26 protein-coding genes are annotated in these 24,677 nt (G+C 43.5%); 24 read left to right on the top strand and 2 right to left on the bottom strand.

All coding sequences use genetic code 11. From position 1 onward, the window contains the following. Window positions 1-349: 349 nt before the first annotated feature. The 22 genes from fliG (at window position 350) to BMX84_RS05060 (ending at window position 17,998) form a co-directional block, all read left to right on the top strand. Entirely contained in the window at window positions 350-1,384 is a 1,035-nt protein-coding gene (fliG, locus tag BMX84_RS04955; RefSeq protein WP_281491799.1) for a flagellar motor switch protein FliG, read from the top strand. After that, the gene (locus BMX84_RS04960; RefSeq protein ID WP_091487729.1) at window positions 1,368-2,144 is read left to right on the top strand and encodes a FliH/SctL family protein; all 777 of its coding nucleotides are present in this window, start codon (window positions 1,368-1,370) and stop codon (window positions 2,142-2,144) included. The genes fliG and BMX84_RS04960 overlap by 17 nt, the downstream gene beginning before the upstream one ends. Beyond that, window positions 2,144-3,469, top strand: a complete 1,326-nt coding sequence (gene fliI, locus BMX84_RS04965; RefSeq protein ID WP_091487731.1) for a flagellar protein export ATPase FliI — start codon at window positions 2,144-2,146, stop codon at window positions 3,467-3,469. Before BMX84_RS04960 ends, fliI begins: the two co-directional genes overlap by 1 nt. Window positions 3,470-3,481: 12 nt before the next feature. Continuing rightward, window positions 3,482-3,919, top strand: coding sequence for a flagellar export protein FliJ (gene fliJ, locus BMX84_RS04970; RefSeq protein WP_091487733.1), 438 nt, complete (start codon window positions 3,482-3,484; stop codon window positions 3,917-3,919). Between the two features lie 32 nt (window positions 3,920-3,951). Further along, window positions 3,952-5,433 carry a flagellar hook-length control protein FliK gene (locus BMX84_RS04975; protein WP_091487734.1) on the top strand — a complete coding sequence of 494 codons (1,482 nt, stop codon included), beginning with the start codon at window positions 3,952-3,954 and terminating at the stop codon, window positions 5,431-5,433. A gap of 19 nt (window positions 5,434-5,452) precedes the next feature. Continuing rightward, a complete protein-coding gene (locus tag BMX84_RS04980) occupies window positions 5,453-5,881 on the top strand; it encodes an FLgD tudor-like domain-containing protein (RefSeq protein ID WP_091487736.1) in 429 nt (142 codons plus the stop codon). Window position 5,882: 1 nt separating this feature from the next. Beyond that, window positions 5,883-6,275, top strand: coding sequence for a TIGR02530 family flagellar biosynthesis protein (locus BMX84_RS04985; protein ID WP_091487738.1), 393 nt, complete (start codon window positions 5,883-5,885; stop codon window positions 6,273-6,275). 84 nt (window positions 6,276-6,359) lie between these two features. Further along, window positions 6,360-7,262 carry a flagellar hook-basal body complex protein gene (locus BMX84_RS04990; RefSeq protein ID WP_091487739.1) on the top strand — a complete coding sequence of 301 codons (903 nt, stop codon included), beginning with the start codon at window positions 6,360-6,362 and terminating at the stop codon, window positions 7,260-7,262. A gap of 76 nt (window positions 7,263-7,338) precedes the next feature. After that, window positions 7,339-7,536 (top strand): flagellar FlbD family protein, encoded by a 198-nt coding sequence (locus BMX84_RS04995; protein ID WP_091487741.1) that lies wholly within the window; start codon window positions 7,339-7,341, stop codon window positions 7,534-7,536. A gap of 3 nt (window positions 7,537-7,539) precedes the next feature. Next, on the top strand, window positions 7,540-8,346 hold the full coding sequence (locus BMX84_RS05000) for a motility protein A (RefSeq protein ID WP_091487743.1): 807 nt from the start codon (window positions 7,540-7,542) through the stop codon (window positions 8,344-8,346). A 16-nt stretch (window positions 8,347-8,362) separates the two neighbouring features. Next, window positions 8,363-9,166 carry a flagellar motor protein MotB gene (locus tag BMX84_RS05005; protein ID WP_091487745.1) on the top strand — a complete coding sequence of 268 codons (804 nt, stop codon included), beginning with the start codon at window positions 8,363-8,365 and terminating at the stop codon, window positions 9,164-9,166. After that, window positions 9,150-9,635, top strand: coding sequence for a flagellar basal body-associated FliL family protein (locus BMX84_RS05010; protein WP_177165466.1), 486 nt, complete (start codon window positions 9,150-9,152; stop codon window positions 9,633-9,635). Before BMX84_RS05005 ends, BMX84_RS05010 begins: the two co-directional genes overlap by 17 nt. A gap of 15 nt (window positions 9,636-9,650) precedes the next feature. After that, complete coding sequence (locus BMX84_RS05015) at window positions 9,651-10,049, top strand: flagellar biosynthetic protein FliO (RefSeq protein ID WP_177165467.1); 399 nt, start codon at window positions 9,651-9,653, stop codon at window positions 10,047-10,049. Between the two features lie 3 nt (window positions 10,050-10,052). After that, a complete protein-coding gene (gene fliP / locus BMX84_RS05020) occupies window positions 10,053-10,718 on the top strand; it encodes a flagellar type III secretion system pore protein FliP (protein ID WP_091487750.1) in 666 nt (221 codons plus the stop codon). A 13-nt stretch (window positions 10,719-10,731) separates the two neighbouring features. Then, window positions 10,732-10,995, top strand: coding sequence for a flagellar biosynthesis protein FliQ (gene fliQ, locus BMX84_RS05025; RefSeq protein ID WP_091487751.1), 264 nt, complete (start codon window positions 10,732-10,734; stop codon window positions 10,993-10,995). 4 nt (window positions 10,996-10,999) lie between these two features. Continuing rightward, window positions 11,000-11,752, top strand: coding sequence for a flagellar biosynthetic protein FliR (fliR, locus tag BMX84_RS05030; RefSeq protein WP_091487753.1), 753 nt, complete (start codon window positions 11,000-11,002; stop codon window positions 11,750-11,752). Between the two features lie 38 nt (window positions 11,753-11,790). Continuing rightward, window positions 11,791-12,858, top strand: a complete 1,068-nt coding sequence (gene flhB / locus BMX84_RS05035) for a flagellar biosynthesis protein FlhB (RefSeq protein WP_091487754.1) — start codon at window positions 11,791-11,793, stop codon at window positions 12,856-12,858. Window positions 12,859-12,879: 21 nt separating this feature from the next. After that, window positions 12,880-14,958, top strand: a complete 2,079-nt coding sequence (flhA, locus tag BMX84_RS05040; protein ID WP_091487756.1) for a flagellar biosynthesis protein FlhA — start codon at window positions 12,880-12,882, stop codon at window positions 14,956-14,958. Window positions 14,959-14,972: 14 nt separating this feature from the next. Beyond that, window positions 14,973-15,689, top strand: coding sequence for a sigma-70 family RNA polymerase sigma factor (locus BMX84_RS05045; protein ID WP_091487757.1), 717 nt, complete (start codon window positions 14,973-14,975; stop codon window positions 15,687-15,689). Beyond that, window positions 15,682-16,458: a flagellar hook-basal body complex protein gene (locus tag BMX84_RS05050; protein ID WP_091487759.1), complete on the top strand. Its 777-nt coding sequence runs from the start codon at window positions 15,682-15,684 to the stop codon at window positions 16,456-16,458. Before BMX84_RS05045 ends, BMX84_RS05050 begins: the two co-directional genes overlap by 8 nt. A 13-nt stretch (window positions 16,459-16,471) precedes the next feature. Continuing rightward, complete coding sequence (locus BMX84_RS05055) at window positions 16,472-17,251, top strand: flagellar hook-basal body protein (protein WP_177165468.1); 780 nt, start codon at window positions 16,472-16,474, stop codon at window positions 17,249-17,251. 27 nt (window positions 17,252-17,278) lie between these two features. Further along, window positions 17,279-17,998 (top strand): cell division ATP-binding protein FtsE, encoded by a 720-nt coding sequence (locus tag BMX84_RS05060; RefSeq protein WP_091487762.1) that lies wholly within the window; start codon window positions 17,279-17,281, stop codon window positions 17,996-17,998. A 67-nt stretch (window positions 17,999-18,065) separates the two neighbouring features. Here BMX84_RS05060 and BMX84_RS05065 read toward each other — a convergent pair whose 3' ends face one another. After that, on the bottom strand, window positions 18,066-18,668 hold the full coding sequence (locus BMX84_RS05065; RefSeq protein ID WP_091487763.1) for a hypothetical protein: 603 nt from the start codon (window positions 18,666-18,668) through the stop codon (window positions 18,066-18,068). A gap of 741 nt (window positions 18,669-19,409) precedes the next feature. Continuing rightward, the gene (locus BMX84_RS05070; protein WP_177165469.1) at window positions 19,410-21,026 is read right to left on the bottom strand and encodes a methyl-accepting chemotaxis protein; all 1,617 of its coding nucleotides are present in this window, start codon (window positions 21,024-21,026) and stop codon (window positions 19,410-19,412) included. Window positions 21,027-21,186: 160 nt separating this feature from the next. Here BMX84_RS05070 and BMX84_RS05075 point away from each other — a divergent pair, with 160 nt between their 5' ends. Continuing rightward, window positions 21,187-22,887: a DUF2254 domain-containing protein gene (locus tag BMX84_RS05075; RefSeq protein ID WP_177165470.1), complete on the top strand. Its 1,701-nt coding sequence runs from the start codon at window positions 21,187-21,189 to the stop codon at window positions 22,885-22,887. A gap of 107 nt (window positions 22,888-22,994) precedes the next feature. Further along, entirely contained in the window at window positions 22,995-24,533 is a 1,539-nt protein-coding gene (locus tag BMX84_RS05080; protein WP_091487768.1) for a methyl-accepting chemotaxis protein, read from the top strand. The last annotated feature ends 144 nt before the right edge of the window (window positions 24,534-24,677 follow it).

The raw sequence follows: 24,677 nt of genomic DNA on the forward strand, positions 1-24,677 counted from the left end.
GGCTTCGTTTACCAATATCAATGCCTAAGAAGAACATAACGACACCTTCTTCATTTAATTTTGGATTGAACAGCCACTCGTCTGAAAAGCGTCACTACCTTGTTATAGATACGGAGTAAAGCACGAAGCTTTCAACATCTAACTCATTCGCAATCAGCTTATCAGAGAGAGGAACCAGTCTTTCGATTACGAGTTCAAGGACTCAAGGAGTAAACGGCTAACCTCTCAATCCAATAAACTAATTATCTCATATCTAATGAGATGAGGTAATCGAAAAGAGGTTCATAGGGTTATCCAGTAAAAACCGGAAGGTTAAAACCCTAAATATAATATACAAGGAGCAAGCATAGTGGCAGATATACTAGAAGCCAGTCCATCCAAAAAAGGGTTGGACGGCATAAAAAAAGCGGCTATTCTAATGATTTCATTAGGCCCGGAAACATCAGCACAGATCATGAAGCAGTTACCGGACACCTATATTCAAAAAGTGAGTTACGAAATAGCCAACATGGATCACGTTAGCCGAGAAGACCGTGAAGCGATCGTCAATGAATACCTGGAAATGTCCCAGGCAAGAGAATACATCCTGGATGGCGGATTCGATTACGCTAAAAACCTGTTAAACAAGGCGTTGGGGACATCCCGTGCCAAAGAAGTCATTGACATGCTGAATCAGATCCAATTGCGTGAGCGCCCGTTCAACATTGCGAGGAAGGCCGATCCGCAGCAGCTGACGAATCTTCTGCTCGGAGAACAGCCGCAGACGGTAGCGTTGATCTTGTGTTACATGCAGCCGGACAAGGCGGCACAGATACTGGTCAATTTCCCGCCCGAAAAACAGGCGGACATTGCCGAGCGTATCGGGACGATCACAAATACGTCTCCGGTGATCATCGAACGGATCGAACAAGTCATTGAAAGCAAGTTTTCTTCCTATGTTGAAAACGATACAGAGAATGTGGGCGGTGTCTCTACGCTAGTCGAGATCCTTAATCAGGTCGGTCGTACCACCGAAAAAGCCATCGTTGCTGATCTGGAACAGAAACAGCCGGAACTGGCCGAAGAAGTCAAAGCCAGTCTCTTCACGTTCGAAGATATCGTTTCCCTTCAAAAGAGCGATGTGCAGAAAGTACTGCGCGAAGTCGATCACGACGATCTGGTCCTGGCACTCAAAGGCGTTTCAGACGAGCTGCGTGACTTTATCTACGACAACTTGTCTTCCCGAGCGGTCGAGACACTCAAGGAAGACATGCAGTACTTGGGGCCTGCACGTTTGTCTGCTGTAGAAGAAGCCCAGCAGAGCGTGGTCACGGTGATCCGACGTCTGGACGAACACGGCGAAATTTATATAATGAGAGGCGATCAAGATGCCATTATCGAGTAGACTTATCAAATCCATGCAGACCAGTTCCAGCGATTTAAATGACTGGGTCATCGACACCGCTTATGAGGTCCAGGAAGAGGAACCGGATACCTACAGTGGATCAAATGACGAAGCGCGTAATGAGCTGGAACTTGCCAAGCAGAAAAGTTTAGAACTCATCGAAAAAGCGCAGACTGAAAAAGAACAGCTGATCGAAGAAGCGATGCAGGAAGTCGAGCAACTCAAAGAAGAAGCCTACAAAGCGGCGTTTGACGAAGGAAAACAGGCCGGTTTTGAAGCCGGATATAAACAAGGCAACGAAGACGGCTTTACTGCCGGCAAACAGGAAAGCGAGCGACTGATCAAGGTGGCTCAGCAATCCATCACAGAGGCTCAGCTGGACATTACCAAGTATATCGAAGAGAAAAAGGACAGCTTGTTATCGCTGTCCGTACATATGGCAGAGAAAATCCTTCATGAACAGCTGGATCTGTTACCAGAAGGTATTTTAGAACTGGTGCATCCGATCCTCCATCAGCTGGACCGCAAAGAAGATTACGTCAGTCTGACGGTTCACTCGTCGATGCGACAGACATTCAAAAATCATATTCCAGCGCTTGAAAAAGCCTATCCGGGTATCCGATTTATCATTCTGCAGGATGACAACGTAGAACAGTATGGGTGTGTGATCGAAAGTGCGCATAAAGTCGTTGATGTTCAGGTCAGGAAACAGCTTGACGCGCTGATAGAGGAAATGAAAGAAAGAGAACGTGAGATGTAATGCTGAATATACCTTTTGATCTTTATCATGAAACGCTGAACAGTAAATCCGTTTCCCTCAAACACGGTAAAGTGAGCCAGGTCATCGGACTTATTATCAAAGTGGATGGACTGGATGCTTTCATTGGTGAAGTGTGCGAAATAGAAATGAAATCACGTTCCAAGTCCGTGTTGAGTGAAGTTGTGGGTTTCGTTGAAGAAACGGTTTTACTTATGCCTCTGGATGATTTGGAAGGCATTGGACCAGGCTGTCTGGTTTATCCGACAGGAAAAGCGCTGAAAGTTGAAATCAGTGACGATATGCTGGGGAAAACGTTTGACGGTCTGGGACGACCGATGAGTGCTGAAGCGATGGAGAATCCCAAGACTTTCGATGTCCACCGGGCCTCACCCGACCCATTCAAGCGGCCGAAGATCGATACGATCCTGCAGACCGGAGTCAAAGCGGTCGATGGACTTTTGACAGTAGGCGAAGGTCAGCGGATGGGTATTTTTGCCGGCTCAGGGGTCGGGAAATCGACGCTACTGGGCATGATGGCCCGCTACAGCGATGCCGACGTTATCGTTATCGGTCTGATCGGTGAACGTGGCCGGGAAGTGCTGGAATTCATCGAGAACGATTTGGGAGAAGAAGGCTACAAAAAGTCTGTCGTTGTATGTGCCACGTCAGATCAGCCGCCCCTGGTCCGTTTAAAAGGGGCATATGTGGCGACAGCCATAGCGGAGTTCTTCAGAGACCAGGGCAAGAAAGTGGTGCTGATGATGGACTCGGTTACACGTGTAGCCATGGCTCAGCGAGAGATCGGTCTGGCTACCGGTGAACCCCCAACGACTAAAGGGTACACACCGAGTGTGTTCACAGTACTCCCGAAGCTTTTGGAACGGAGCGGGAAGACGTTAGAAGGGTCCATCACAGCCTTTTATACTGTCCTTGTTGAAGGGGACGATATGAACGAACCAATCGCGGATGCGGTGCGGGGGATCCTTGATGGCCATATTATCCTCTCTCGGAAGATCGCCTCGGAGAACTATTATCCGGCTATCGATATTCAAAGCAGTTTGAGCCGGCTGATGAAGGGGCTGGTTGACGACAGTCACGATGAGTGGGCCGGCAAACTGCGGGAAAATCTGGCTACCTATAAAGAGTCCAAAGATCTGATCGATGTCGGTGCCTACCAGCAGGGAACGAATCCTCTGATCGACCAGGCCATTCGGTTGAATCATCCGATCAAGACCTTCTTGAAACAGAAAACCACCGAGTCTTATACGTATGAAGAAACGATCCAGGAATTAAAAGCAGTATTTTCTAATCAGGGATTAAGGTAAGGAGACGAGTAAATGCAGGAGTATCGTTTTTCAATGGAAAAAGTTCTGGACTGGCGCGGGGATCTTGAAGACGTTGCCCAGCTGAAAGTCAAAGAAATAGAAGAAAAAGTTCAGAATGAAACGGATAAATTGAACCGGATCATCGGTGAAAGCCGCAAGCTGAAAAGTGAACAGCTGTTTCATTCTACGATCGATCATCTGAAACGCCATCGTTTATATAAAGACTTGATCGATGAAAAGATCATTCGTCAGCGCTTGACTGTACAAAAGGCCGAAAAAGAACTGGAACAGGCCAGGGTAGACCTTCAGTCAGCGCATAAAGACAAGAAAGTGATGCAGAAGCTGGAAGAAAAAGAACGAAGCCGTTACACGGATCAGGTCAAGAAACAAGAACAGTTACAGCTTGATGAAATTTCCACATTGAGTTTTGGTCGTCCGTCGATTTTTTAACATTTATTCCTTTGAAAGGGGGTGAACACAACGTGAACGTCACCCAAACAATACAATCGGCTGTCCAGGTAAAAAGTAAAGGGAATCAACCAGAAATAGATGGGGAAAAATTCTCAAAAGCAATTGAACAATTTACATCAGCATCTGATTTGGAAAAGGGATCCCAGTTAACTGAAGATTCTGAATCAGAAGAGCTGGGAAAACAAAGCTCAGAATCTAATGGAGAAACAGAAAAAGAAGCTGAACCTGCTTCGTTTACACTGATCAATCCATTTCTGAACCTGGAGTCAGAGATCAAAGACATAAAAACCTTAGGAAAAAGCTTCAATGTACATACAGAACCATCTACCAGCGAAGCGACTCTCATTCCAGTGAATCAAATGACTTTAAGTGAAACAAAAGCAAGCTTGATCACGGTCGCATCTGCAGGAATAAGCGGCATGGGTGCTGAAGAGCCTGCACCGAATCAGTTGGCAGAAGGAAAAAGTCTATCTGAAGTCGGCAATCAAACAACGCGAGCGATGGAGTCAGAGACTATAAATACACCTGTCAACCGTGATGAAATGAAGCGATCTGAAGGTCTTTTGAATTCTAAAGTGTCAGCGAGTGCTGCACAATTAGATGAACAGATCAATGAAGGAGTGCTAACAGCATCCTCTTCCACAGAAAAAGCCAAAAGTGATGGATCGGAATCAGGTAAGACAGCGCAGGCGTTTCCTTTAAGAAACAATGATGAGCGTAATCAACTGACCGTTAAAGAGTCTGAATCCTCAAAATCACCAACCGGCAAATCTGAAACGATCAAACTTAGTCAAGAAGTGATCGCGGCAGAAAAAATACAGGAAAAACCAGTGATAGAGCCACGTACGCTTTCTGAATCGACCACTAAAAAGGCTGAAACTATAGAAAAAACAGTATCAGAAGCTAAAGGGAAAGAAGCGATCAGTCAATCCGATACAGAGTATGACTTTGTCTCGATGCTGCGTCAGCTAAGCAGTCAGTCAGCAAAAACTCAAGCTCAGACCACAGTTAAGCCTATGCCGGAAACCAATATGCCCGTTCCAAAAGAACAGGGGCTGAATCTGGTTCAGGAGATGGTTACGAGTCTTGTAGAGAATAAGGAAGGCCAGAAAACATATCAGACGACCCTGCACCTGACACCTGAAACATTAGGCAAAGTCACGGTCGAACTTTCATTCAATGAAGAAGGGTTGAGTGGAAAACTGACTTTTCAGTCAGATGAAGCCAGACGATGGATGGAAGGTGAGTGGCTGGACTTGAAACTGCCTTTGGAATCAAAAGGACTGAACATCAAATCCTTCGACTTTACGACGAGTCAGCCTGCAGCCCAGCAGCAAAGCGGTTTTTCCTTTTCAGAACAGTCTGACAGTTCCGGTCAGGATACAGAAAGACGATCTGCTTCAGGGAAGGACTCTAGTACTCATTCAGAAAATGATGAACAGAATGAAGGACTGAATAAGAATAAGTCAAATGGCTTGAATGTTTATGTCTAGGAGAAAGGAGTAAATAAAAATGAATATTCCGGAGAATATGATGATCGGAACACTAAGTGCGATCCAGCCGGCAGAAGAAACAAAGCAGAATTCAGATCTGGATATGGAACAGTTCCTTCAAATTATTTCCAGTGCAATGAGCATGCCTTCCTTTGATGGACAGGGCAGCGGTGGTGGCGGATCTGAAACGGACTATATCGGACAGATGGTCCAGTTCGGAATGCTGAATGCGATGGAAGAGCTGAATACATCCATGCAGACAACGATGCTGATGTCCCAACAGCAACAAGCCCTCGGTTTAGTAGGCAAACAGGTGACCTTGGCCGGTGAAGATGCCCAGCTGATTTCAGGTCCAGTGGAGAAAGTACGTTTTGACAATGGCTATGCTACATTGCAGGTCAATGGTTCGATGTATCAGTTGAACGATGTCATCGAGGTGAGCGAATAGGATGCTGCAGAACATTCATGGCGCAGGACCAGCTTCTCATAGGTCACATATTCAGACCCAGAAGCAGCCACCTGTTGACCGGGCCTTCCAGTCTTTTATGCAGGAAGCACTGATAACACCTGAAACAGAAACAGCTAATGTAAACTTTTCCAATCATGCACAGAAACGACTAAATCAGTATGGATTGGTATTAAACGATACGGATATCCAGCGCATAGAAGAAGCAGTTGAAACGCTGGATTCAAAAGGTTCACAGAATTCACTGATATTATATGACGACCTGGCCCTGATCGCCAGCATAAAAAACAAGACAGTGATCACGGCCCTGAAAGCAGCAGAGATGTCAGAAGTAACGAATATAGACAGTGCCATACACATCAATGAGAAAAGATAAACGTGACGTTAAGGTTGGACTGAAAAGAGACCTTTTTCTGATGACTGACTGATTCAGAAACGTTAACACTTAGGAGGAAAACAAATGTTAAATTCAATGTACTCAGGTATTACAGGTATGAAAGGCCAGCAGACCAAAATGGACGTTATCGCCAATAACATCGCGAACGTCAATACGACCGGATTCAAATCGCAGCGTGTCCGTTTCCAGGATATGATCTCTCAAATGAACGCCAATGCACAGGGACCAAACAACAACGGCCGTGGCGGTATCAATGCCCAGCAAGTTGGTCTAGGGACTCAGGTTGCCGCCACAGACATGATGATGCAGGGTGGCTCTCTTCAGTTTACCGGACGTGCGTTAGACTTTGGGATCCAGAATGGCGACAATTCTTTCTTCATCGTTAGTCCGGATGGCGGAGCCACTGGAACGAACCAGTACACACGAGACGGCGGATTCTATACTGATAACGAGGGGAACTTGACGACGTCTAATGGGTCGACAGTCATGGGATTCACACCGGCCGGCGGTCCACAGCTTGATGACGGTTCCGTGAATACTGACATCACAAATGGTCAGACCTTACAAGCACTATCCATTCCCCAGACGATCGGGACTGCTCCAAATGAAATCGAACTTCAAGACTACAATATCGACAATACAGGAACGATCTTAGGTACATACAGTGACGGAAATGCTTACATCATCGGACGTGTGGCACTGGCCAGTTTTGCCAATGCAGACGGATTGGAAAAAACTGGTGAGAACCTGTACAACGCCTCTGCCAACTCTGGCGAACCTATCGAAGGTGGACCTTCTGATGATGGATTTGGTACGATCCGTTCAGGTTTCATGGAAATGTCCAACGTCGACCTGGCTTCTGAGTTTACTGAAATGATCGTGGCAACACGTGCCTATCAGGCCAATTCTCGTAGTATCACAACGTCAGATGAAATGCTTCAGGAACTGATCAACCTTAAACGATAATTTTTCGCTGATCAAGCTGATTTTATAAAATCGATGCTCAGCTTTCAGCCCAATTAGGATAAGAAAGAGGTTTGCCATGATCAAACTACGAACGGTCGCTGGAAAAGAATTTTTTCTGAATAACGACTTGATTCTCAGAATGGAACGTGAATACGATACCCTGATCACCTTAGTTGATTATAAAACCATTCGTGTCATGGATACACCAGAAGAGATAGCAGAAAAAGTGATCGCTTATAAACGAAAAATTTATCAATCATCGACGGGAGTGTAAGTAGTGAAACGAAATATATTACCATTAGTTGGTTTAGTGGTCGGTATTGGCTTGATCATTATGGCAATGTCTCAAAATAGTACGTTAATCAATTATTTTGATGGACCGTCATTGGTCATTACATTTTTCGGCTCATTTTCAGCCATATTGATCAGTTTTCCACTGAACACATTGAAAAAAGTGCCCGCTTTGCTTAAAAAGCTGATGTTCACACCAGATGATGACCGGGCTGCTTTGCTGGACAATTTAACAGAACTGGCTAAGAAAAGTCGCACACAAGGTATCCTTGCTATTGAAGAAGACATCAAAGAACTGAATAATCCAGTACTGATACATGGATTGGAAATGGTCGTTGACGGGACAGATGTCGATACGATCGAAGAGATTTTGAATGTGGAATTAAATCAGACAGAAGATCGTCATTCGATCGGTCAGGAAGTCTTCCTGAAGTGGGGAGAATTCGCACCGGCATTTGGAATGATCGGAACACTGATCGGACTGATCGCGATGCTTGGGGATCTACAAGATCCTTCCCTGATCGGTACAGGAATGGCAACAGCTTTACTGACGACCTTCTATGGAAGTTTCCTGGCTAATATGGTCTTTCTGCCGATTGCCAAGAATCTGGAGATGCAGACGGCCAATGAGTTGAAGACCAATGAAATGATCATCGAAGGGGTACTGGCTTTACAAAGGGGCGATAATCCGAGAGTGATGGAACAGAAACTGCAGAGTTTCCTTTCCAATGCTGATCAGAAAGAAGCCTCTAAAGCAAAAGGAAATCCAGTCCCTGCAACAGAAGAGCTTTAGCAGTTAGGAGAAGATAATGGCTAGAAAAAGAAAAAAAGCTGCTCAAGCGGGTTCACCGCCTTGGATGGCCACGTATTCGGATTTGATGTCGCTCCTGCTTACGTTTTTCATTCTGCTGTTTTCCATGTCCGTCGTGAGTGAAGAACGGTTCAGAGAAGTCGCTGAATCGCTGCGCATGGCTCTTATCGGAAGCAGCAGCGATGCTATCCTTGACAACAGTGGGAATGCGGATGGTGATTATGAATTTGAAGAGTATGGGGATTTAAGTGAATTCGAGGATATCGATGCCGGAGATCTGGAACCTGAGGAATCTGTCATGCTGCAGGATACCATTCCTGAAGAAGTGCAGGAGCTATATGAAACGGTAACGAATTATATGGAAAAGAAAGGTCTGGAATCTGACATTTCACTGTCCCGGGATCAGGAAGGGGTCTACATAGACATACAGGAAGCAATCCTTTTTGATTCAGGGAGTGCCACACTTAAAACATCCGGAAGAGAAGCAATCGGTTCTCTGGCAGGATTATTCACCCTGTTTGAAAACGAGATAATCGTTGAAGGCTATACGGACGATGTCCCGATGAGCAACAGACGGTTTCCGTCAAACTGGGAACTTTCCGTTGAGAGAGCCGTGTCTGTTTTGCGTTATTTAAGCGAAGAATATTCCGTCGCACCGACGCGTTTATCTGCCAGAGGATACGGGGAACATCATCCGATCGTTCCCAATGATTCACGGGAAAATCGGGCTCAGAACAGAAGAGTGAACATCGTTATCGTTCATGAACACAGAAAGGGAGACACAAATGCCTCAGAAGAATGAAACTGATAAAACAATGAAAAAAGGAACGAAACTGCTGATAGTGGTAGGCGTCGTCTTAATGCTGCTGTTTGCCGGAATCGGCATAGGTGGCTTTGTGTTCGCAGACCAGACGGATGAATCCTTTATATCCCGATTCACTTCCGAAACAGAAGCATCTGAAGTTTCCATCCCGCTGGAAGAATTCCTTATCAATTTAAGCAGTGATTCCACACGAAGTCAGCCAGTCGTCAGGATGGAGCTTACGCTGACAAGTCTCGATGAAGAGGCAGAAGAAATGCTCGCCTCAGAAATCGCTAAAGTACGGGATGCTGTCATTCATGTGGTTGCGAATCAGAATATAGAAACGATATACAATGAAGAAGAAGGCCATTTCTTGATCAAAGGCGAGATCAAGGATAAAATCAATCAGGCTTTGGAAAAAGAAATAATAGAAGATGTGTTCATAACGAATATACTCTTGCAGCAATAATAGGAGGAAATGGAAATGGGATTAGCCGATATCGGACAGATGCTTATTGCATTAAGTGTGACAGTTTTACTGGCCAATTTTTTACTAAAAAAACTGAATAATTTCTCACGCAGCACAAGCGATGTGATAAAAGTGATCGAACGTGTCCCCGTTTCCAAATCTTCGTCATTAAGTATCGTTCAAGTCGATTCGGAATATTTATTGATGAGTATCTCTGAAACCAAGAGTGAAGTGATCAAAACCTTTACACAACAAGAAAAAGAAGCGATCCAAAAACGCCTGATCGAAAGCAGACAAGCTAAAGAGATCCCTAACAAACTGGGGCCATATTCAGAAAAGCTAAAGACTATTCAGGAAAAAATCTTACATAAAGCAAGACAGTTTGAAGAGCAGCGCAAAGAAAGGAATACATAAAGAATGACAGAAAATCTAACCGAGGCCTTATCTCTAGCAGGTGATTCCTCTGAAGCCGTCAATTTATATCTTCTGTTATTCATCATTGCACTCGTTCCATCCTTTCTTGTCCTGACGACCAGTTTCACCCGGATCATCATTGTCTTATCATTTACCCGAAATGCCTTGGGCACACAGCAAAGTCCCCCTAACCAGGTACTTCTTGGATTAGCCCTTTTTCTTTCATTATTCGTCATGAGACCGGTGTATCAGGAAGTGAATGACGAGGCCCTGCAGCCTATGCTGGCAGGAGAAATCACCCGGGAAGAGTCTTTTTCACGGGCAGAAGAACCGATCAAAGAATTTATGCTGGAACAGACACGGACAACAGATCTGGAATTGTTTGTCGAACTGAGCAATGAATCGTTTCCGGACGAACCGGAGGATCTCTCTTTGTTTACTGTGATACCGGCCTTTGCGATCAGTGAGCTGCGAACAGCCTTTACGATCGGTTTCCTGATATTCGTCCCGTTTCTAGTGATCGATATCGTTGTTGCCAGTATCCTGATGTCGATGGGGATGTTCATGCTATCACCCGTCATGATCTCGCTGCCGTTCAAGTTATTATTGTTTGTCATGGTGGATGGCTGGTATTTAGTCGTCGAATCTCTCGTTGGAAGTTTTTATTAGAAAGGACTAGCGTATGTCAACACAGAATGTTTTAGATGTATTACAGGATGCCTTTCTGGTACTGATCCGTGTAGGTGGCCCCGTTCTCATCACTGCTTTGGTGATCGGACTGGTCATCAGTATTATCCAGGCCACGACTCAGATTCAGGAACAGACGTTGAGTTTTGTGCCCAAACTTTTTTCCATCTTGTTAACGTTAGTTCTTTTAGGGAATTTCATGCTGAACACACTGATTTCTTTCACGGAACGACTTTTTTCGATCATTGCGGGATTGTGATTAGATGACGGCCGAAATCCAACAGTTTTTACTTATCCTTATGCGACTGACTGTCTTTATCACAGTGAGTCCCGGTTTTTCTCACAAATCCTTTCCGACAGTAAGTAAATTAGCTTTATCGGTTGGGCTGGCGTTACCAGTTATGGCTACGGTCGATGCTTTTGAGGTTGAGCTGACGTTCATTCTATTTTTACTTATAGCGTTAAAAGAAGTTCTGATCGGTCTGGCACTGGGGTACATAACCTTGCTCTTTTTTACAACATTCGAGGTTGCGGGAGCCTTCGTCGACTTTCAAGTCGGTTTTTCTATGGGACAGATCTATGATCCGTCATTAGGTGTGAATGCCTCATTCTACGGAAGGATCTACTACTGGATATCCATGATGATTTTTTTCATTGCCAATATCCACCATCAGGTCATAAGGAGTCTAGTGAAGTCATTTGAATGGGCACCACTGGAACAGTTATCGTTCACCCATTTTGGGGCAGAAGGCATCATTCGGTTATTCAGTCAGATGTTTGCGACAGCGGTCACTCTGGCCATACCTCTAATTATCGTTGCCATATTGTCTGAACTGACGCTGGCACTGATTTCCCGGACTGTTCCGCAAATAAATGTACTGATTCTTGGGATGCCGATGAAGATACTGGTGAGTCTGATTTTTATGTTCTTATTCCTTTCACTTCTGATGACCAATATCGGTGAAGTGTTCCCGGATATGATCAAATTCATGAATGAATGGCTGTACAGTATGTAAAGGTAAATAAAGAGTCGACTGAAAAGGGGTGACCTGACATGTCAGAAAAAGATGGAAAAACAGAAAAACCCACCCCCAAGAAGCTGAGGGAAGCAAGAAGAAAAGGGCAGGTGCCTAAGAGTCAGGACTTATCCTCAGCTTTATCATTCGGTTTTTTCGCCTTGAGTTTAACGGCTCTCGCCACGTATGTCCTGGAACGGTCATTTGTCTTTCTGAAGAATATGCTTCGTTTTGGACCGGATCCCATGTCATCGATGCGTGAACTGTCTTCGATCGGTATGAATGCGATCATCTGGTTCCTCGTTCTATCTGCACCCTTTCTGATCATTGCTTTTATTACTGGGGTGGTCGGCAACCTGGTACAGGTCGGTTTCCTGTTTACGACAGAATCACTTAAACCGAGTTTCAGTAAAATCAATCCGGTCAGTGGTTTCAAAAACATATTCGGTAAAAAAGCTTTGTTTGGACTGGCGAAGAACCTCATGAAACTCTTTATCGTAGTGGGATTTACGTTGTACACCATCTGGCAGTCCGTCACTATTATTCTGACATCCGGAAGCGTAGGACTCTCCGCTGTATTTCCGCTCGTCATCGAACTGGTTTCCTCACTGGCGTTCAATCTGGCCCTGTTTCTGGCAGTTTTAGGTATTGCTGATTATTTTTACCAGCGTTATGACCATAAAAAGAATCTGATGATGTCGATGCAGGATATCAAAGATGAATACAAAGAGATGGAAGGGGACCCTCAAGTCAAGTCCCAGAGAAAAGCATTATATAAAAATATGCTGGCCGGAAATATTAAAGACGTCCTGGAGTCTACTGTTCTGATAACGAATCCGACCCACTTTGCCATAGCGATACGTTATGACCAGAGCAAGGATCAGGTGCCGATCGTGCTTGTCAAAGGACAAGACCATGTCGCACTTAGAATGAAAGAAATGGCAAGAGAAGAGGATATTCCTATTATTGAAAACAGACCTTTAGCTCGAGCCTTATACAAAGAAGTCGAACCGATGGACCCGATCCCGACTGAAATGTATCAGGCGATCGCTGAAATACTCGCATTGATCTTACAAGCTGAACAAAGTAAAAAGCATAAAATTTGAGGAAAGGACGGGAGAAAGTAAATGAATAATCCAGCAGTTAAAAGTAAACCAGCCGCATTGTCCAATTATTTAAATATAATCATAGCATTCGTTGTCGTATCCATTATCGGTATCATTATTATTCCGATGCCGCCGTTTATACTCGACATTCTGTTAGTCGTCAATATTTCCTTATCCATTACGATACTTGTATTGACCCTGTTCACTCATTCCGTCCTTGAATTCTTAAGCTTCCCGACATTGTTGTTAGTGACAACGATGATCAGGTTAGGGCTTAACATCAGTTCAACCCGGCTCATATTGAGCATCGGGGATGCCGGTAGTGTGATCGAGACTTTCGGCAGTTTCGTTGCCGGAGACAACTATATTGTCGGAGCTGTATTATTCATCATTATCGTCATCGTTCAGATACTTGTAGTGACCAACGGTGCGAGCCGGGTTGCTGAAGTGTCGGCCCGTTTCACCTTAGATGCTATGCCTGGGAAACAGATGGCGATCGATGCCGATTTGAACAGTGGTCTGATCACAGAAGAACTGGCCAAATCTCGCCGGTCTAATTTAGAAAAAGAAGCGAATTTTTATGGCGCGATGGATGGTGCCAGCAAATTCGTTAAAGGAGATGCCATAGCTGGTATCATCATTACACTGATCAACTTGATCGGTGGGATCGCGATCCACTCGCTGCAGGGCAGCTATACTATCGGAAAAGCGCTGAATCACTTTGGTCAATTAACTATAGGTGATGGTCTAGTCAGTCAGATCCCATCTTTATTGATCTCCGTGGCTTCCGGTATCCTGGTCACTCGTACCGCCAATGAAAAAGGATTTGGTGATACGATCGGTGGCGAGCTGTTCCATACGCCACAAGTCATGTATATCGTTGCGACCCTGCTGGCTATCTTCGCCCTTGTTCCGGGCTTTCCTTTCTTTCCCTTCATCTTGCTGGCGACAGGGCTCGTGGTCGCCGGTTACTTAGTTGGAGAGAGTCAGAAAACAACAGCTGAAGAAGAGATGGACAGCCAGAGACAAGCGGCCATGAAACAAGAAAGTGGGCCTGTTGAAGAAACAGCTTCACAATTCCAGGTGGATAGGATCGCCGTTGAATTGGGTTACGGCCTGATCCCCTTAGCAAGTGAAGAACAGGAATCGAATCTGACCAGTCAGATCGCTGCCATCAGAAAACAGCTGTCTTATGAGATGGGCATTCTTTTGAATCCGATCCGAATCAGAGACAATCTCCAGATGAGTCAGTATGACTATGTGATCAAAATAAAAGGGAATCAGGTTGCTTCCGGCACCTTGTATCCAGATAAATTCCTGGTTGTTGAACCCGGTGGCATAGAGGATGAGATCGAAGGCATCGATGCTAAAGAACCTGCTTTTGGACTGGATGCGTTATGGGTCAATGACCGGAATAAAGAAATCGCTGAACTCAATGATTATACTGTGGTCGATCCGCTGACCGTTCTCGTGACACATGTAAAAGAGATGATGAAAACAAATGCGGATGAACTGCTGGGTCGTCAGGAAGTGAAAGAACTGCTTGAAGGATTGAAAGAAGATTACAATGTGGTCATCGAAGAACTGATTCCGGATATCCTGCAACTTGGTGACGTGCAGAAAGTCCTTCAGCGTCTGCTTCGTGAATATGTCCCGATCACAGACCTGGTCACGATTCTTGAAACACTGGCCGATTACGGCAACACGACAAAAGATCATGAGACATTGACTGAATACGTGAGGCAGTCACTGAAGCGAACCATCGTCAGAGAACATATCGATAACCAGGGAACGTTGAACGTCTTAGCTGTCCATCCGGATGTGGAAGAACGCGTAAGCTCAAGTATTCAAAAATCGACACAGGGTTCGATCCCTGTCCTGCAGCCCCAGGAAGTTAACCGGCTGTTCGACAGCATCACCCAGCAAAGCACCATGTTATCAGCTCAGGGCATTCCTTTCGTCCTGCTGACTGCACCAAAAATCAGACCAGCCGTGAAGAATCTACTGTCGTTCAATTTTCCTGAGCTAGCCGTACTGTCTTTAAACGAAATACCTAATGACAGCGTGATCGAAAGTGTCGGAACAGTGACGATGACCTAGGATGGAGGGATAAAATGGAAGAGAATCTAAGAAATGAAACAGTTGTCCAATACATGCCGCTGATCCATAAAGTAGTCCACGGTCTGAAAATCAACAATAAAGACTATGAGCACGATGATCTAGTGAACATCGGTGTGTTCGGTTTGATGAAAGCAATCGATAAATACGATGCCTCACTGAATGTACCCTTTATCAATTATGCCTATATGCGGATCAAAGGGGCCATCATTGATGAGATCAGAAAAACATCCCGGGTCTCTCGTAGTAAAATAAAAGCGGTCAACAATTATTATGATGCGGTCAGTACCCTTCAGCAAAAGCTGCTCCGTACACCGACTGATAAAGAATTATGCAGGCATCTGGCTATAACCGATACGGACTTAAAGAAAGTCTATGAAACGGTCCATCAGCTTTCTGATGTTTCACTGGATTCGATCCTGTTCGAAGATTCTTCCAATGAAACCAATCTGATGGAAGTCATGGCAGATGATTCTGCTCCTGATGCTGAAAGCGATATGATAAAACAAGAACAGCTCAGTTACATGAAAACAGCGATCACTCAATTACCCGAACGGGATCAGCAGATCCTTCAGCTGATATATTTTGAGGAATTGAGCATGAAAGAAGTGGCGTATATCTACGATATCTCCACCCCCCGTGTGTCACAAATCCACGGCAAAGCATTACTCAGACTAAGAGAGTCTTTAGCAAAGGAGTACGACAATGATTAGAGGGATCAATACTTTATCGAACAGTTTCAACGTATTAAGCGAGAAACAGAAGAATCTGGCGACCAATGCAGCCAACACCATGACACCCGGATATAAATCCCAGCAGCTGATGACGAGCACAACAGAGCAAGTCGATATACATAATTACACGAAAACACTTCAGGGAAAACAGCGGAATGAATTGGGTCAGTTGACTTTCGGCAATCAGCTGGATGAAGCCGTAAGGAACTTTTCTGCCGGCGGCTTGAAACTCACGGAAAACAAAACGGATGTGGCGATCAATGGGGACGCCATGTTCACGGTCCAAAATGAAGCAGGGGAGCTTTTCTATACACGCAACGGTAACTTTACAGTGAATGATCTGGGAGAACTGGTCACACAGGAAGGCTACCAGGTTCTTGGAATTGAAGATAATGGAGGGGCAGCACCCATTACTGTCGGAACAGACACGGAACAGTCCTTTACGATCGATTCATTCGGTTTCGTGCGTACAAATACCGGTGAACCGCAATTTCTGTACTTGACACAATTTGATGATCAGGCTGGTTTGACCAGCGCAGGCGGAACACTTTTTCAGGGAGAAAACGGTAATCCTGTGGGTGTCGGTTTTCAGATCCAGCAGGGATACGTTGAGTCGTCGAACGTCGATATGGCTGATGTCATGACTGAAATGCTCCAGATATCAAGAGAATTCGAAGCCAATCAGCGTGTCCTTCAGTCCACAGATGAAACACTCAAACGTGCGACCCAGGAAGTCGGACGAACATAAGGAAGGTGAAAACATGAGGATCCCATACAACATTTCTAAAAGTGCCTTGCAGGCGCACCAGCACAAATTGAACCACGTGTCTCATAATATCGCAAACGTCAATACGACAGGTTATAAACATAAAGATGTCCAGTTCACAGAACTGATGCACAATGCGGTCACTGAACAGGATGTCCGTTTATCCGAAGAGAGTGGAGAGCCAAGTTTGAACACTGGCGTGAAACTGGCTGCCAGCAAAAACAGCTTTGCTCAAGGAGGCTTGACTCAAACGAATGATCCATTCCACTTAGCCATTGCCGGAAAAGGGTTCTTTGGTGTGAGAAACGCTGAAGGAGAACGGATGCTGACTCGCGACGGGGCTTTTCACTTGAGTACAGAAGGTCAGCTCGTGAATGACCGCGGTGATACTGTTGAAATGACTAATGCTATCCCAGATAACTTATTGAATACCGGAGAAGTATCGATCAGTAAAAATGGCGACGTCACAGTTAACGCTGACGGACAAGCAACAGTAGTCGGACAGATTTCTCTGTTCCTGCCTCCGCATCATACAGCCATCACTGAAGCGGGAGACAACATGTACAGGATCAACGAAGGGGCAGACGTGCTGACTCAGGCAGATGGCGACGGTGACTTTGGCATGATCGCTTCGGGGTATCTGGAAGGGTCCACTGTGGATCTGGCACAGAGCATCACGGATATGATGATGTCTCAGCGTGCTTATTCAATGAATTCAAAAGTTATGCAAAGTACGGATGAAATCTATTCGCTGATAAATCAGTTTAATTCATAGGAGATAAAGGATAAGGAAGGGTAGTCGATGATTCGATTAAAAAACATCTCACATATGTATGATGAATTTGACGGGTATATTGTGAAGGACATTTCGTGTGATATCGAACAAGGTGAATTTGTTTATCTGACCGGCCCAGCCAGATCGGGCAAAACGACCTTCCTGAAAATCATCAGTGGACAACTGAAGGCAAGCAAAGGCCTGCTGAGTGTTCATTCACACTACGTCAACAAAATGAAAAGAAGGAAAGCGTACCTTTTAAAAAGACAAATCGGTGCTGTTTTTTTGGACCTGGAGTTCCTTATGGATAAAACCGTGTATGAGAATGTCGCTTATGTTCTGGAAGTGATAGAATATCCGTCTTCAGATCTGGAAGAACGGGTCCTGGATACGTTAGCTCTAGTGGGATTGAAATATAAAGCGCTGGATGCCTTCTCAAACTGTACGCTGGAAGAGAGACGACGTATCGCGATAGCCCGGGCGATCGTTCATGATCCAAGCATACTGGTGGTCGATGAACCGACCAGAGGCTTGGATTATAAACCGGAGATCAATATGCTGAACCTTTTACATAAGCTGAACAAACAGGGAATGACTGTTGTCATGGCTACTCAGAAACAGGAACTGATCGAACGGATGCCTGCCAGGATGCTGGAGATGGAAAAAGGAAAAGTCATACGGGATCGTTCAAAGAATCATATGCTTTTCATTTTAAGTAACAAAATGGGAGAATATTATATAAGTTGACCCCCGCTCATCTGAGCAGGGGTCTGTTTTCTATTTAAGTAGACATGTTATATCTCTATGCCGAATCCTAATGGGTGAATTGGCGGTAAACCGACCGGATAGGTCTAAGGTAGCGTCGGCGAGAGAATTCGGATGTCGACATGGTTTGAATCAGTTCAGGATACTTCTGAAGATGACCGTCATATATACAGACTGGATGAACAGCTTCGACAACATCTTTTGGATGCATCAGACTTGGATGCATATAAGGAGACAAAATACCTGCTGATTGTAAAAGTGTAGCGACAAACTCTGAACAGAAGAAATGACCGGATCGTTCCCAGGAATAGTGAAAGTAGGCCGGCACTAGACCCAGCAAGTTGTAATGCCAGTCAAGTGGGTATGTTTCGAAAAATTTGAGATGCAGAGCGATCTTCTGCCATTCTTCCTCCGTCACAGAAAGGGCATGGACGCGTCCCAGTGACTGGCTGTAAAAGGCATGACTGAAATCTTCTTTAGCGAATCCGGCAATCAGCGGATTATTCGGCTGGCGTCGCCCAAAACTGTAGACACTGGATAGAGAAGCATCTAAAGCAATGGATAAATGATTATACGGATATTTACTGAACAAACGAATACCTTGACTCAGTACTGTGGAATTTTTTGTTTCAATAAGAAAGATGTTTGGCATTGATTTTCCCTCACGATTGAACGTTTTTTAGTTTAAAGTTAAGATGCCATCTAGTAGATTTGAACGGTGTTCTCCTCATTGAGCGGGTCTTTACGATAGAATGATCGTATTAATATGTAACACAGCATCAACTTACATTGTATACCAACTAGGTGGTACTTGTATACATAGAGTTGTATAAAGAACCTGGATTTATATTTCTCTGATTTGTATCAGACAGCAAAAACCAGCAGATATCGATCAAGTCAGATAACTTTTAAACTACTGATCGGCTGGACTGTGGTAAGGTTTTGGCTATGTCATCACCCTGGTGAACACCAGCAGGTTTTATTGCTTTTTGTTGTGCCAACTCCCGTATCGTCCATTAACCAGCAGGCCATATTTGTTGCTTAATTGTCACACTGAACAGAATCAACGATATGGGCAGGCATAAAAATACCATGATACTGACCGCTGGATGGATTTTATTAAATAGGAAGGAAGTAGAATGCCTTTCTATATCCTTCTGAAAAAAACAAGGTGATTGAGAGGGTACTACATAAGGTTTATAGTGCCTGCCCTAGGGATTACAAAAAACCGAGATTGGATTAAGTCATTAAAGTATGAACAAGTCATCGATGCTTTTAAGATGAGCGAGCGATACTGATCCCAGGAATGACTGCTTAAGGTATTCATCCTTTATACCGATCCCTTAAGAAAAGGCTGAGGACCCTCAACGGGCCTCAGCCTTCCTTTTTGAATTTAAAGGGTCGGAGCTGCTTTTCTCTTAAAGTTGAACCATGCCTTTTGATAGCGCGTTTCTTCTATCGCTTTATCTTCTTTTTTATCACCTTGTAAACGCCGGATCAGCGGACTCAATTTCTCTACTTCAAGAGATAGAGATTGTGCGATCTCTGTTGTTTCTTTGATCAGGGCCAGTTGTTTAACTGACTGATCATCTGCGGTTTCTGTTGTCTGTTCGGTTGCTTCAGCGATTTCCTGCATGATATCCAGAGATTCCAATATACGCTGGGCATTCTGTGAGATAGCGGAAGAGGTGGATGCAGTCTCTTTGATGTCGCTGTCCAGTTGGTCGACAGCCTTCAGTATATACTCAAATTTAGTTTCAGTCAGACTGACACTGTTCAAACTGTCGGTCATTTTTGTTTCACCGATACCTACAGAAATTTTTGCTTCTGTACTATCCAGCTGGATCGCCTGGACTATCTCAGCAACTTTCCCCACAGCTTCATCTGTTTGTTCTGAAAGTTTTCTGACTTCATTTGCCACCACGGCAAACCCTTTTCCAGCAGCACCGGCTTGGGCAGCTTCAATGGCTGCATTTAACGCAAGTAAGTTCGTTTTTTCTGAAATAGCAGAAATGACCGTGATGATGCTGTCGATTTCCTTTGACCGACTGTCCAGTGACTCGACGACGAGTTTGACCTGCTGAAAAGCTTCTGATAAATTCGCCATTTCTTTGGTCGTCTGTTCAACCAGTGTAAAACCTTCTGTTGACTCGTTCGTCATGACTTTAGAAGAATTTAAAATACTTTCAGTATTCTGTTCGATCGTTTTGATAGATGACGAGAAAGAATCAAGAACAGTTTGACTTTGCTGAGCCTGATCGACCTGTTTTTTAGAACCTGAACGAATATTGAGGATGGAGGATTTCACATCTTCACTGCTGGCTTGTGTCTGGACAGCATTTTGTGCTAACTGTTTTGCGGTCGAATCGACACGGTTATTTGTATCGCTCAACTGAGAAATAATGGATCGAATCGTTTCTTCATTAGTTTTATTCTTGGTCTCAAAGGCTTTGACTTGTTTCTGATTGGAAGCGATCTGCCAGATGACAGCACCTGCAGTCAAAATCAGGAAGGTTGCATGGATGATCACCATAATAAATGAATAACTGCCGGGCCCGTAGACAAAGAGTGTAGCCGGGAAGTAAAAATACCCCAGTAAATGCTGAACGATGAAAATAATACTCATCAATGATACAAGCGGGATCGAGTTATAGTAAGCCATCATGGCGATGACCATGAAAATCCCAAAATGATATTCAACAGAACCCATGCCTCCCATGATCATGCTGATAACTGAGAAAGTTAAAGACAACGTAACGAGAGAGGGGATGACTTTGGCAGCATTCTGAGTGAAAGCAAGGAATGCTGCTGAAAGTAACAAAACAAGCGGAATAGCCAAAAACAGCCCATTGACTACATTATAATATGCCGGCAGCATAAATGAATCCTGACTGTTGCCTGTACCGTGAGTCATGTTTCCTATCCAATTCAATCGATGAAACAGATGGACCAGAAAATTCAGTCCGAATGTGATAGATGCCAGACCAATCATTAATTTATTTTTATTCATATAAACCGTCCTTTTCATTTTTATGCAAGTCTTGATGCTCAATACAGTTAATATCGGTCAGTTCTCTTCAAACTTAAGTCTGTGCATTTTAAGTTTAGGCCGTGTATACTGAACATATTACTACATAATTTTTATGTTTACTTACTTCGGAGGGATTCGCATGATTGAAAAATGGAACTTAAGTATGGAAGAAAGAAAGATATGGCTGACACTAGGGGGAAGTGTTTTTTTCTCATTCCTGCTGGCTGTCCTGGTCATTCTATTCGATACACGCATACTGATCGGCGTTGAATACCTTCCAAATTGGGCACTGACAAGTGTGGATCTAGCCAGAGAGATCCTGGGACTGCTGGCCGGTTCGCTTCTCACAGTCGCTACCTTTACTTTCGGAACGATGCTGTCCATCGTTACACTTTACACATCCAACTTCAGTCCGCGGGCAACGGAAAACTTTCTTCTGAACCGTACATCCATGGAGACACTGGGTATTTTCTTAGGCGGCTTTATCTATTGCCTGGCTTCACTTTTCTTTATGCGAAGTTCTGAAGATGAATATCTAGTCATCTCAGCTACTATTGCTTTAGTTTATGCACTGGGAGCCGTTTTTACTTTCACCCGGTTCGTTTATACCAGTTCTGAATATATTCAACTTGAAAAACTGATCCATAGATTATATAAAGAAGCCCAAGGTATCTATGATAACTATATTAAACGTTTTGAAAACTTTCACTCAATCAAACATCTGCCTGAAATGTCATATATGTACACGTTTGATATCCAAGCGACAAAGAGCGCTTACGTCGAACATATCGATTTCAATACATTGAAGAAAATTGCAGATGAAAAGGATGCAAATATAATCATCAACATACGCGTAGGATATTTTGTTACAGAAGATGAACCAATCATGGAAATCAAAACGAATCAGAACCTGACAGATGACATGGAAGACATTACGAAAAGAGTGAATCGGAGCTTAAGCTTTGAATCAGAAAAATCGGCCATGTATGATCCGGATTATGCGCGTACAAAATTGACGGAAGTGGCTTTACGTGCTGTATCACCGGGCATCAACGACCCAAATACAGCCATCCATGTTCTTCACTACAAATCTTTACTCGAAAAAAGACTGGCAGGGATGCCAGGGAAGTATGTGATCTTTCATAATGAGGAAGAAGAAAATGATGAGCAAGCTAGCGAAAGTGATAATAATAGTAATGGAGAAGATTCTTCCTCTTCAAAAAAAAGCTCTTCAGGCCATAGCAGTGATCTGGATGACTCAGATAAAACAGGGATAAATCCTGAGGAAGCGGAGATTGAAGAAGAAAATAAAAATGACAAGACAGAGATCATTTCCAGCGATAGTGAAGAAGATAAAGAAAAAGCAGAAGATAGAGTTCGAGCAAAAAAAATCAAGGTCATCTCAGATGGGCAAGACACTGAAAATAAAGAAGATAATGAAGATGAAAAAGACAATGAAACCGAACCGATTTCAGAAGGTAATGACAATAATAAAGAAGTGAAGGAGAAGCCTCAGACCAAAGATAAAGAGAATCAGTATGAAAAAAGTGTATTCTACCGCTATAATGATTTTGCTGAAGATCTGCATTCAGGTTACTGGCAGCTGGTGTTTTATATGCAAAAAGATATTTCCGGTGTACATGCACTTTTCGAAGCCTTAAAGACCATCACTTATGCGGCTCATTTAGATAATCTAGGCTTTATTAAAGAATACAATGAATATTTATATAATATGACGTCGAAAAATTTTGCTGAAAGCTTCGATCAGAATATCATTGAAAGAGATTACGAGACGGTAAAAACCATTATCGAAAAGAAAAGAGTCGAATTGGAAGACTAGATTGAAAAAGACACATTTCTCAGAAATGTGTCTTTTTCTTTTCCGTCCCTTAACTATAGATATTAGTTACCGATTATAATTAATATAAAAAGAATTGGGGGAATAATATGGAGACATCTCTACCTGCAAATACGCAGTCCATAAATGAAGACTCACTAAATACTAAAGAATCTTTAAAAGAAAAATATAATCAAAAAGCTTCTAAATTACTGACACTGTTAAGTGCAGCCATTATCATCGCTGCTGTTCCTGTCGTCTACCTTTTCAGCCATTTAGACCTCATACCAGTAGAAAGTTTTTGGAGATTTCTAATTTCAACAGCATTGATCAATACGTTTATTTACATAGTGTATAAGTTCTTTGTTAAGCGAAAAGAATCAAAGTATATCATTGTTGCTTTGATGTTTACTCTACCGCTTATTATCAATGTAACACTAACTTCACCGATGGTTTGGACGATCCTTTTCATCTATATGTTCTTATCTTTACTTTACTTAGATAAAAAAGTTTATTATCTGGCCGGTGTGCTTGGATTGATAAATCTAGCGGCTATTGTTTACTTTGATCCGACTGCCGTAAGCGATCCTCAAGAAATCGCAGTGATGTTCATCCTCTATCTTTTCAGTGCAGTCGCTGGTCTGTTCGTAGCAATCAATGGGGATAAACTTATCATTCAGATGGAAACAACCACAGTAGAATCTGAAAATCAATCTAATAACTTAGTGGAAGTGATCAGAACTGCACAGGCGACGATCGATCAGCTCAATTCAAGTTCAGAATCATTAACTGATTCAAGTACATCCATCCTGCATGCGTCAAAAGAACTGGAAATCGCCATGGATGATATTGCCAGTTCGACCAGCAGTCAAGCAGAAGATACTGAGAATGGTGTCAATCACGTCGTAGAACTCGGAGAATTGCTGGGAAGGTATTCAAGTCATATGACCGAACTGCTGAATAAAACACAGTCAGCCAGTCATTTGAGAGAATCGAGTATGACGAATTTGAATTCACTGACAGGTAATACGGAACAGAGTATTAATAGTGTAGAGAAAATTGAAACGATGATTCGTTCGACTTCTGATTCAGTAGATAAAATCGAAAAAGCTTCGACAGAAATCGCCAATATTTCTGAACAGACAAACCTGCTGGCCCTCAACGCTTCGATCGAAGCAGCTAGAGCGGGGGAAGAGGGTAAAGGCTTTGCTGTAGTGGCTGAAGAAATCAGAAAGCTGGCTGAAAAATCTTCTCGTTTCAATGAAGAAATTGTCGAAGTCATCCAGGATCTAACTGAACAGGCTAAAGGTTCTGTCGGTGCTGTAGATAGGTTAAGCGAAATAACTACCGAGCAGCTGGCTAGTTTAAGTGATACCAACCATCAGTTCGATTCTTTATCTGAAGCGCTGGTCTCTTTAGAACACGTCATAACGCTTGTTTCAAAAGTAGGGGATAAAATGAAAGATAAAACAGATGGACTGATCGAGATCATGCATAGTCTATCCGCTTCATCAGAGCAAAATGCCTCAACAACTGAAGAAATATCTGCTTCCATCAGTTCCACCAATACTGATCTGGCAGCCATCTCGAAGGAAATCGAAGTGATTTCTCAACAGATAAAAGACCTGGAAAACGTAACGAACCATTAAAATAGATACTTACTTCACAAAGATAATAGTGTATGATTACATTATAGAGTGAAAGGCGTATCGCGGAATTAAAAAATTCAATAGTTAAAGAGAAACGATCCATATGGATTTGTTCACTTTGAGTATTGAGAGGAGTAAAAAGTA

The organism is Alkalibacterium putridalgicola, from assembly GCF_900109825.1.
Taxonomy (GTDB): domain Bacteria; phylum Bacillota; class Bacilli; order Lactobacillales; family Carnobacteriaceae_A; genus Alkalibacterium; species Alkalibacterium putridalgicola.

Coding starts and splice junctions, on each gene's coding strand:
- BMX84_RS05045 (WP_091487757.1), top strand. CDS start 14,973: ATGGAAGAGAATCTAAGAAATGAAACAGTTGTCCAATACATGCCGCTG.
- fliR (WP_091487753.1), top strand. CDS start 11,000: ATGACGGCCGAAATCCAACAGTTTTTACTTATCCTTATGCGACTGACT.
- BMX84_RS04985 (WP_091487738.1), top strand. CDS start 5,883: ATGCTGCAGAACATTCATGGCGCAGGACCAGCTTCTCATAGGTCACAT.
- BMX84_RS04990 (WP_091487739.1), top strand. CDS start 6,360: ATGTTAAATTCAATGTACTCAGGTATTACAGGTATGAAAGGCCAGCAG.
- BMX84_RS04960 (WP_091487729.1), top strand. CDS start 1,368: ATGCCATTATCGAGTAGACTTATCAAATCCATGCAGACCAGTTCCAGC.
- flhB (WP_091487754.1), top strand. CDS start 11,791: ATGTCAGAAAAAGATGGAAAAACAGAAAAACCCACCCCCAAGAAGCTG.
- fliP (WP_091487750.1), top strand. CDS start 10,053: ATGACAGAAAATCTAACCGAGGCCTTATCTCTAGCAGGTGATTCCTCT.
- BMX84_RS05010 (WP_177165466.1), top strand. CDS start 9,150: ATGCCTCAGAAGAATGAAACTGATAAAACAATGAAAAAAGGAACGAAA.
- BMX84_RS05015 (WP_177165467.1), top strand. CDS start 9,651: ATGGGATTAGCCGATATCGGACAGATGCTTATTGCATTAAGTGTGACA.
- BMX84_RS04995 (WP_091487741.1), top strand. CDS start 7,339: ATGATCAAACTACGAACGGTCGCTGGAAAAGAATTTTTTCTGAATAAC.
- BMX84_RS05070 (WP_177165469.1), bottom strand. CDS start 21,026: ATGAATAAAAATAAATTAATGATTGGTCTGGCATCTATCACATTCGGA.
- fliJ (WP_091487733.1), top strand. CDS start 3,482: ATGCAGGAGTATCGTTTTTCAATGGAAAAAGTTCTGGACTGGCGCGGG.
- BMX84_RS05055 (WP_177165468.1), top strand. CDS start 16,472: ATGAGGATCCCATACAACATTTCTAAAAGTGCCTTGCAGGCGCACCAG.
- BMX84_RS05005 (WP_091487745.1), top strand. CDS start 8,363: ATGGCTAGAAAAAGAAAAAAAGCTGCTCAAGCGGGTTCACCGCCTTGG.
- BMX84_RS05060 (WP_091487762.1), top strand. CDS start 17,279: ATGATTCGATTAAAAAACATCTCACATATGTATGATGAATTTGACGGG.
- BMX84_RS05080 (WP_091487768.1), top strand. CDS start 22,995: ATGGAGACATCTCTACCTGCAAATACGCAGTCCATAAATGAAGACTCA.
- BMX84_RS05050 (WP_091487759.1), top strand. CDS start 15,682: ATGATTAGAGGGATCAATACTTTATCGAACAGTTTCAACGTATTAAGC.
- fliI (WP_091487731.1), top strand. CDS start 2,144: ATGCTGAATATACCTTTTGATCTTTATCATGAAACGCTGAACAGTAAA.
- BMX84_RS04980 (WP_091487736.1), top strand. CDS start 5,453: ATGAATATTCCGGAGAATATGATGATCGGAACACTAAGTGCGATCCAG.
- flhA (WP_091487756.1), top strand. CDS start 12,880: ATGAATAATCCAGCAGTTAAAAGTAAACCAGCCGCATTGTCCAATTAT.
- BMX84_RS05065 (WP_091487763.1), bottom strand. CDS start 18,668: ATGCCAAACATCTTTCTTATTGAAACAAAAAATTCCACAGTACTGAGT.
- fliQ (WP_091487751.1), top strand. CDS start 10,732: ATGTCAACACAGAATGTTTTAGATGTATTACAGGATGCCTTTCTGGTA.
- BMX84_RS05075 (WP_177165470.1), top strand. CDS start 21,187: ATGATTGAAAAATGGAACTTAAGTATGGAAGAAAGAAAGATATGGCTG.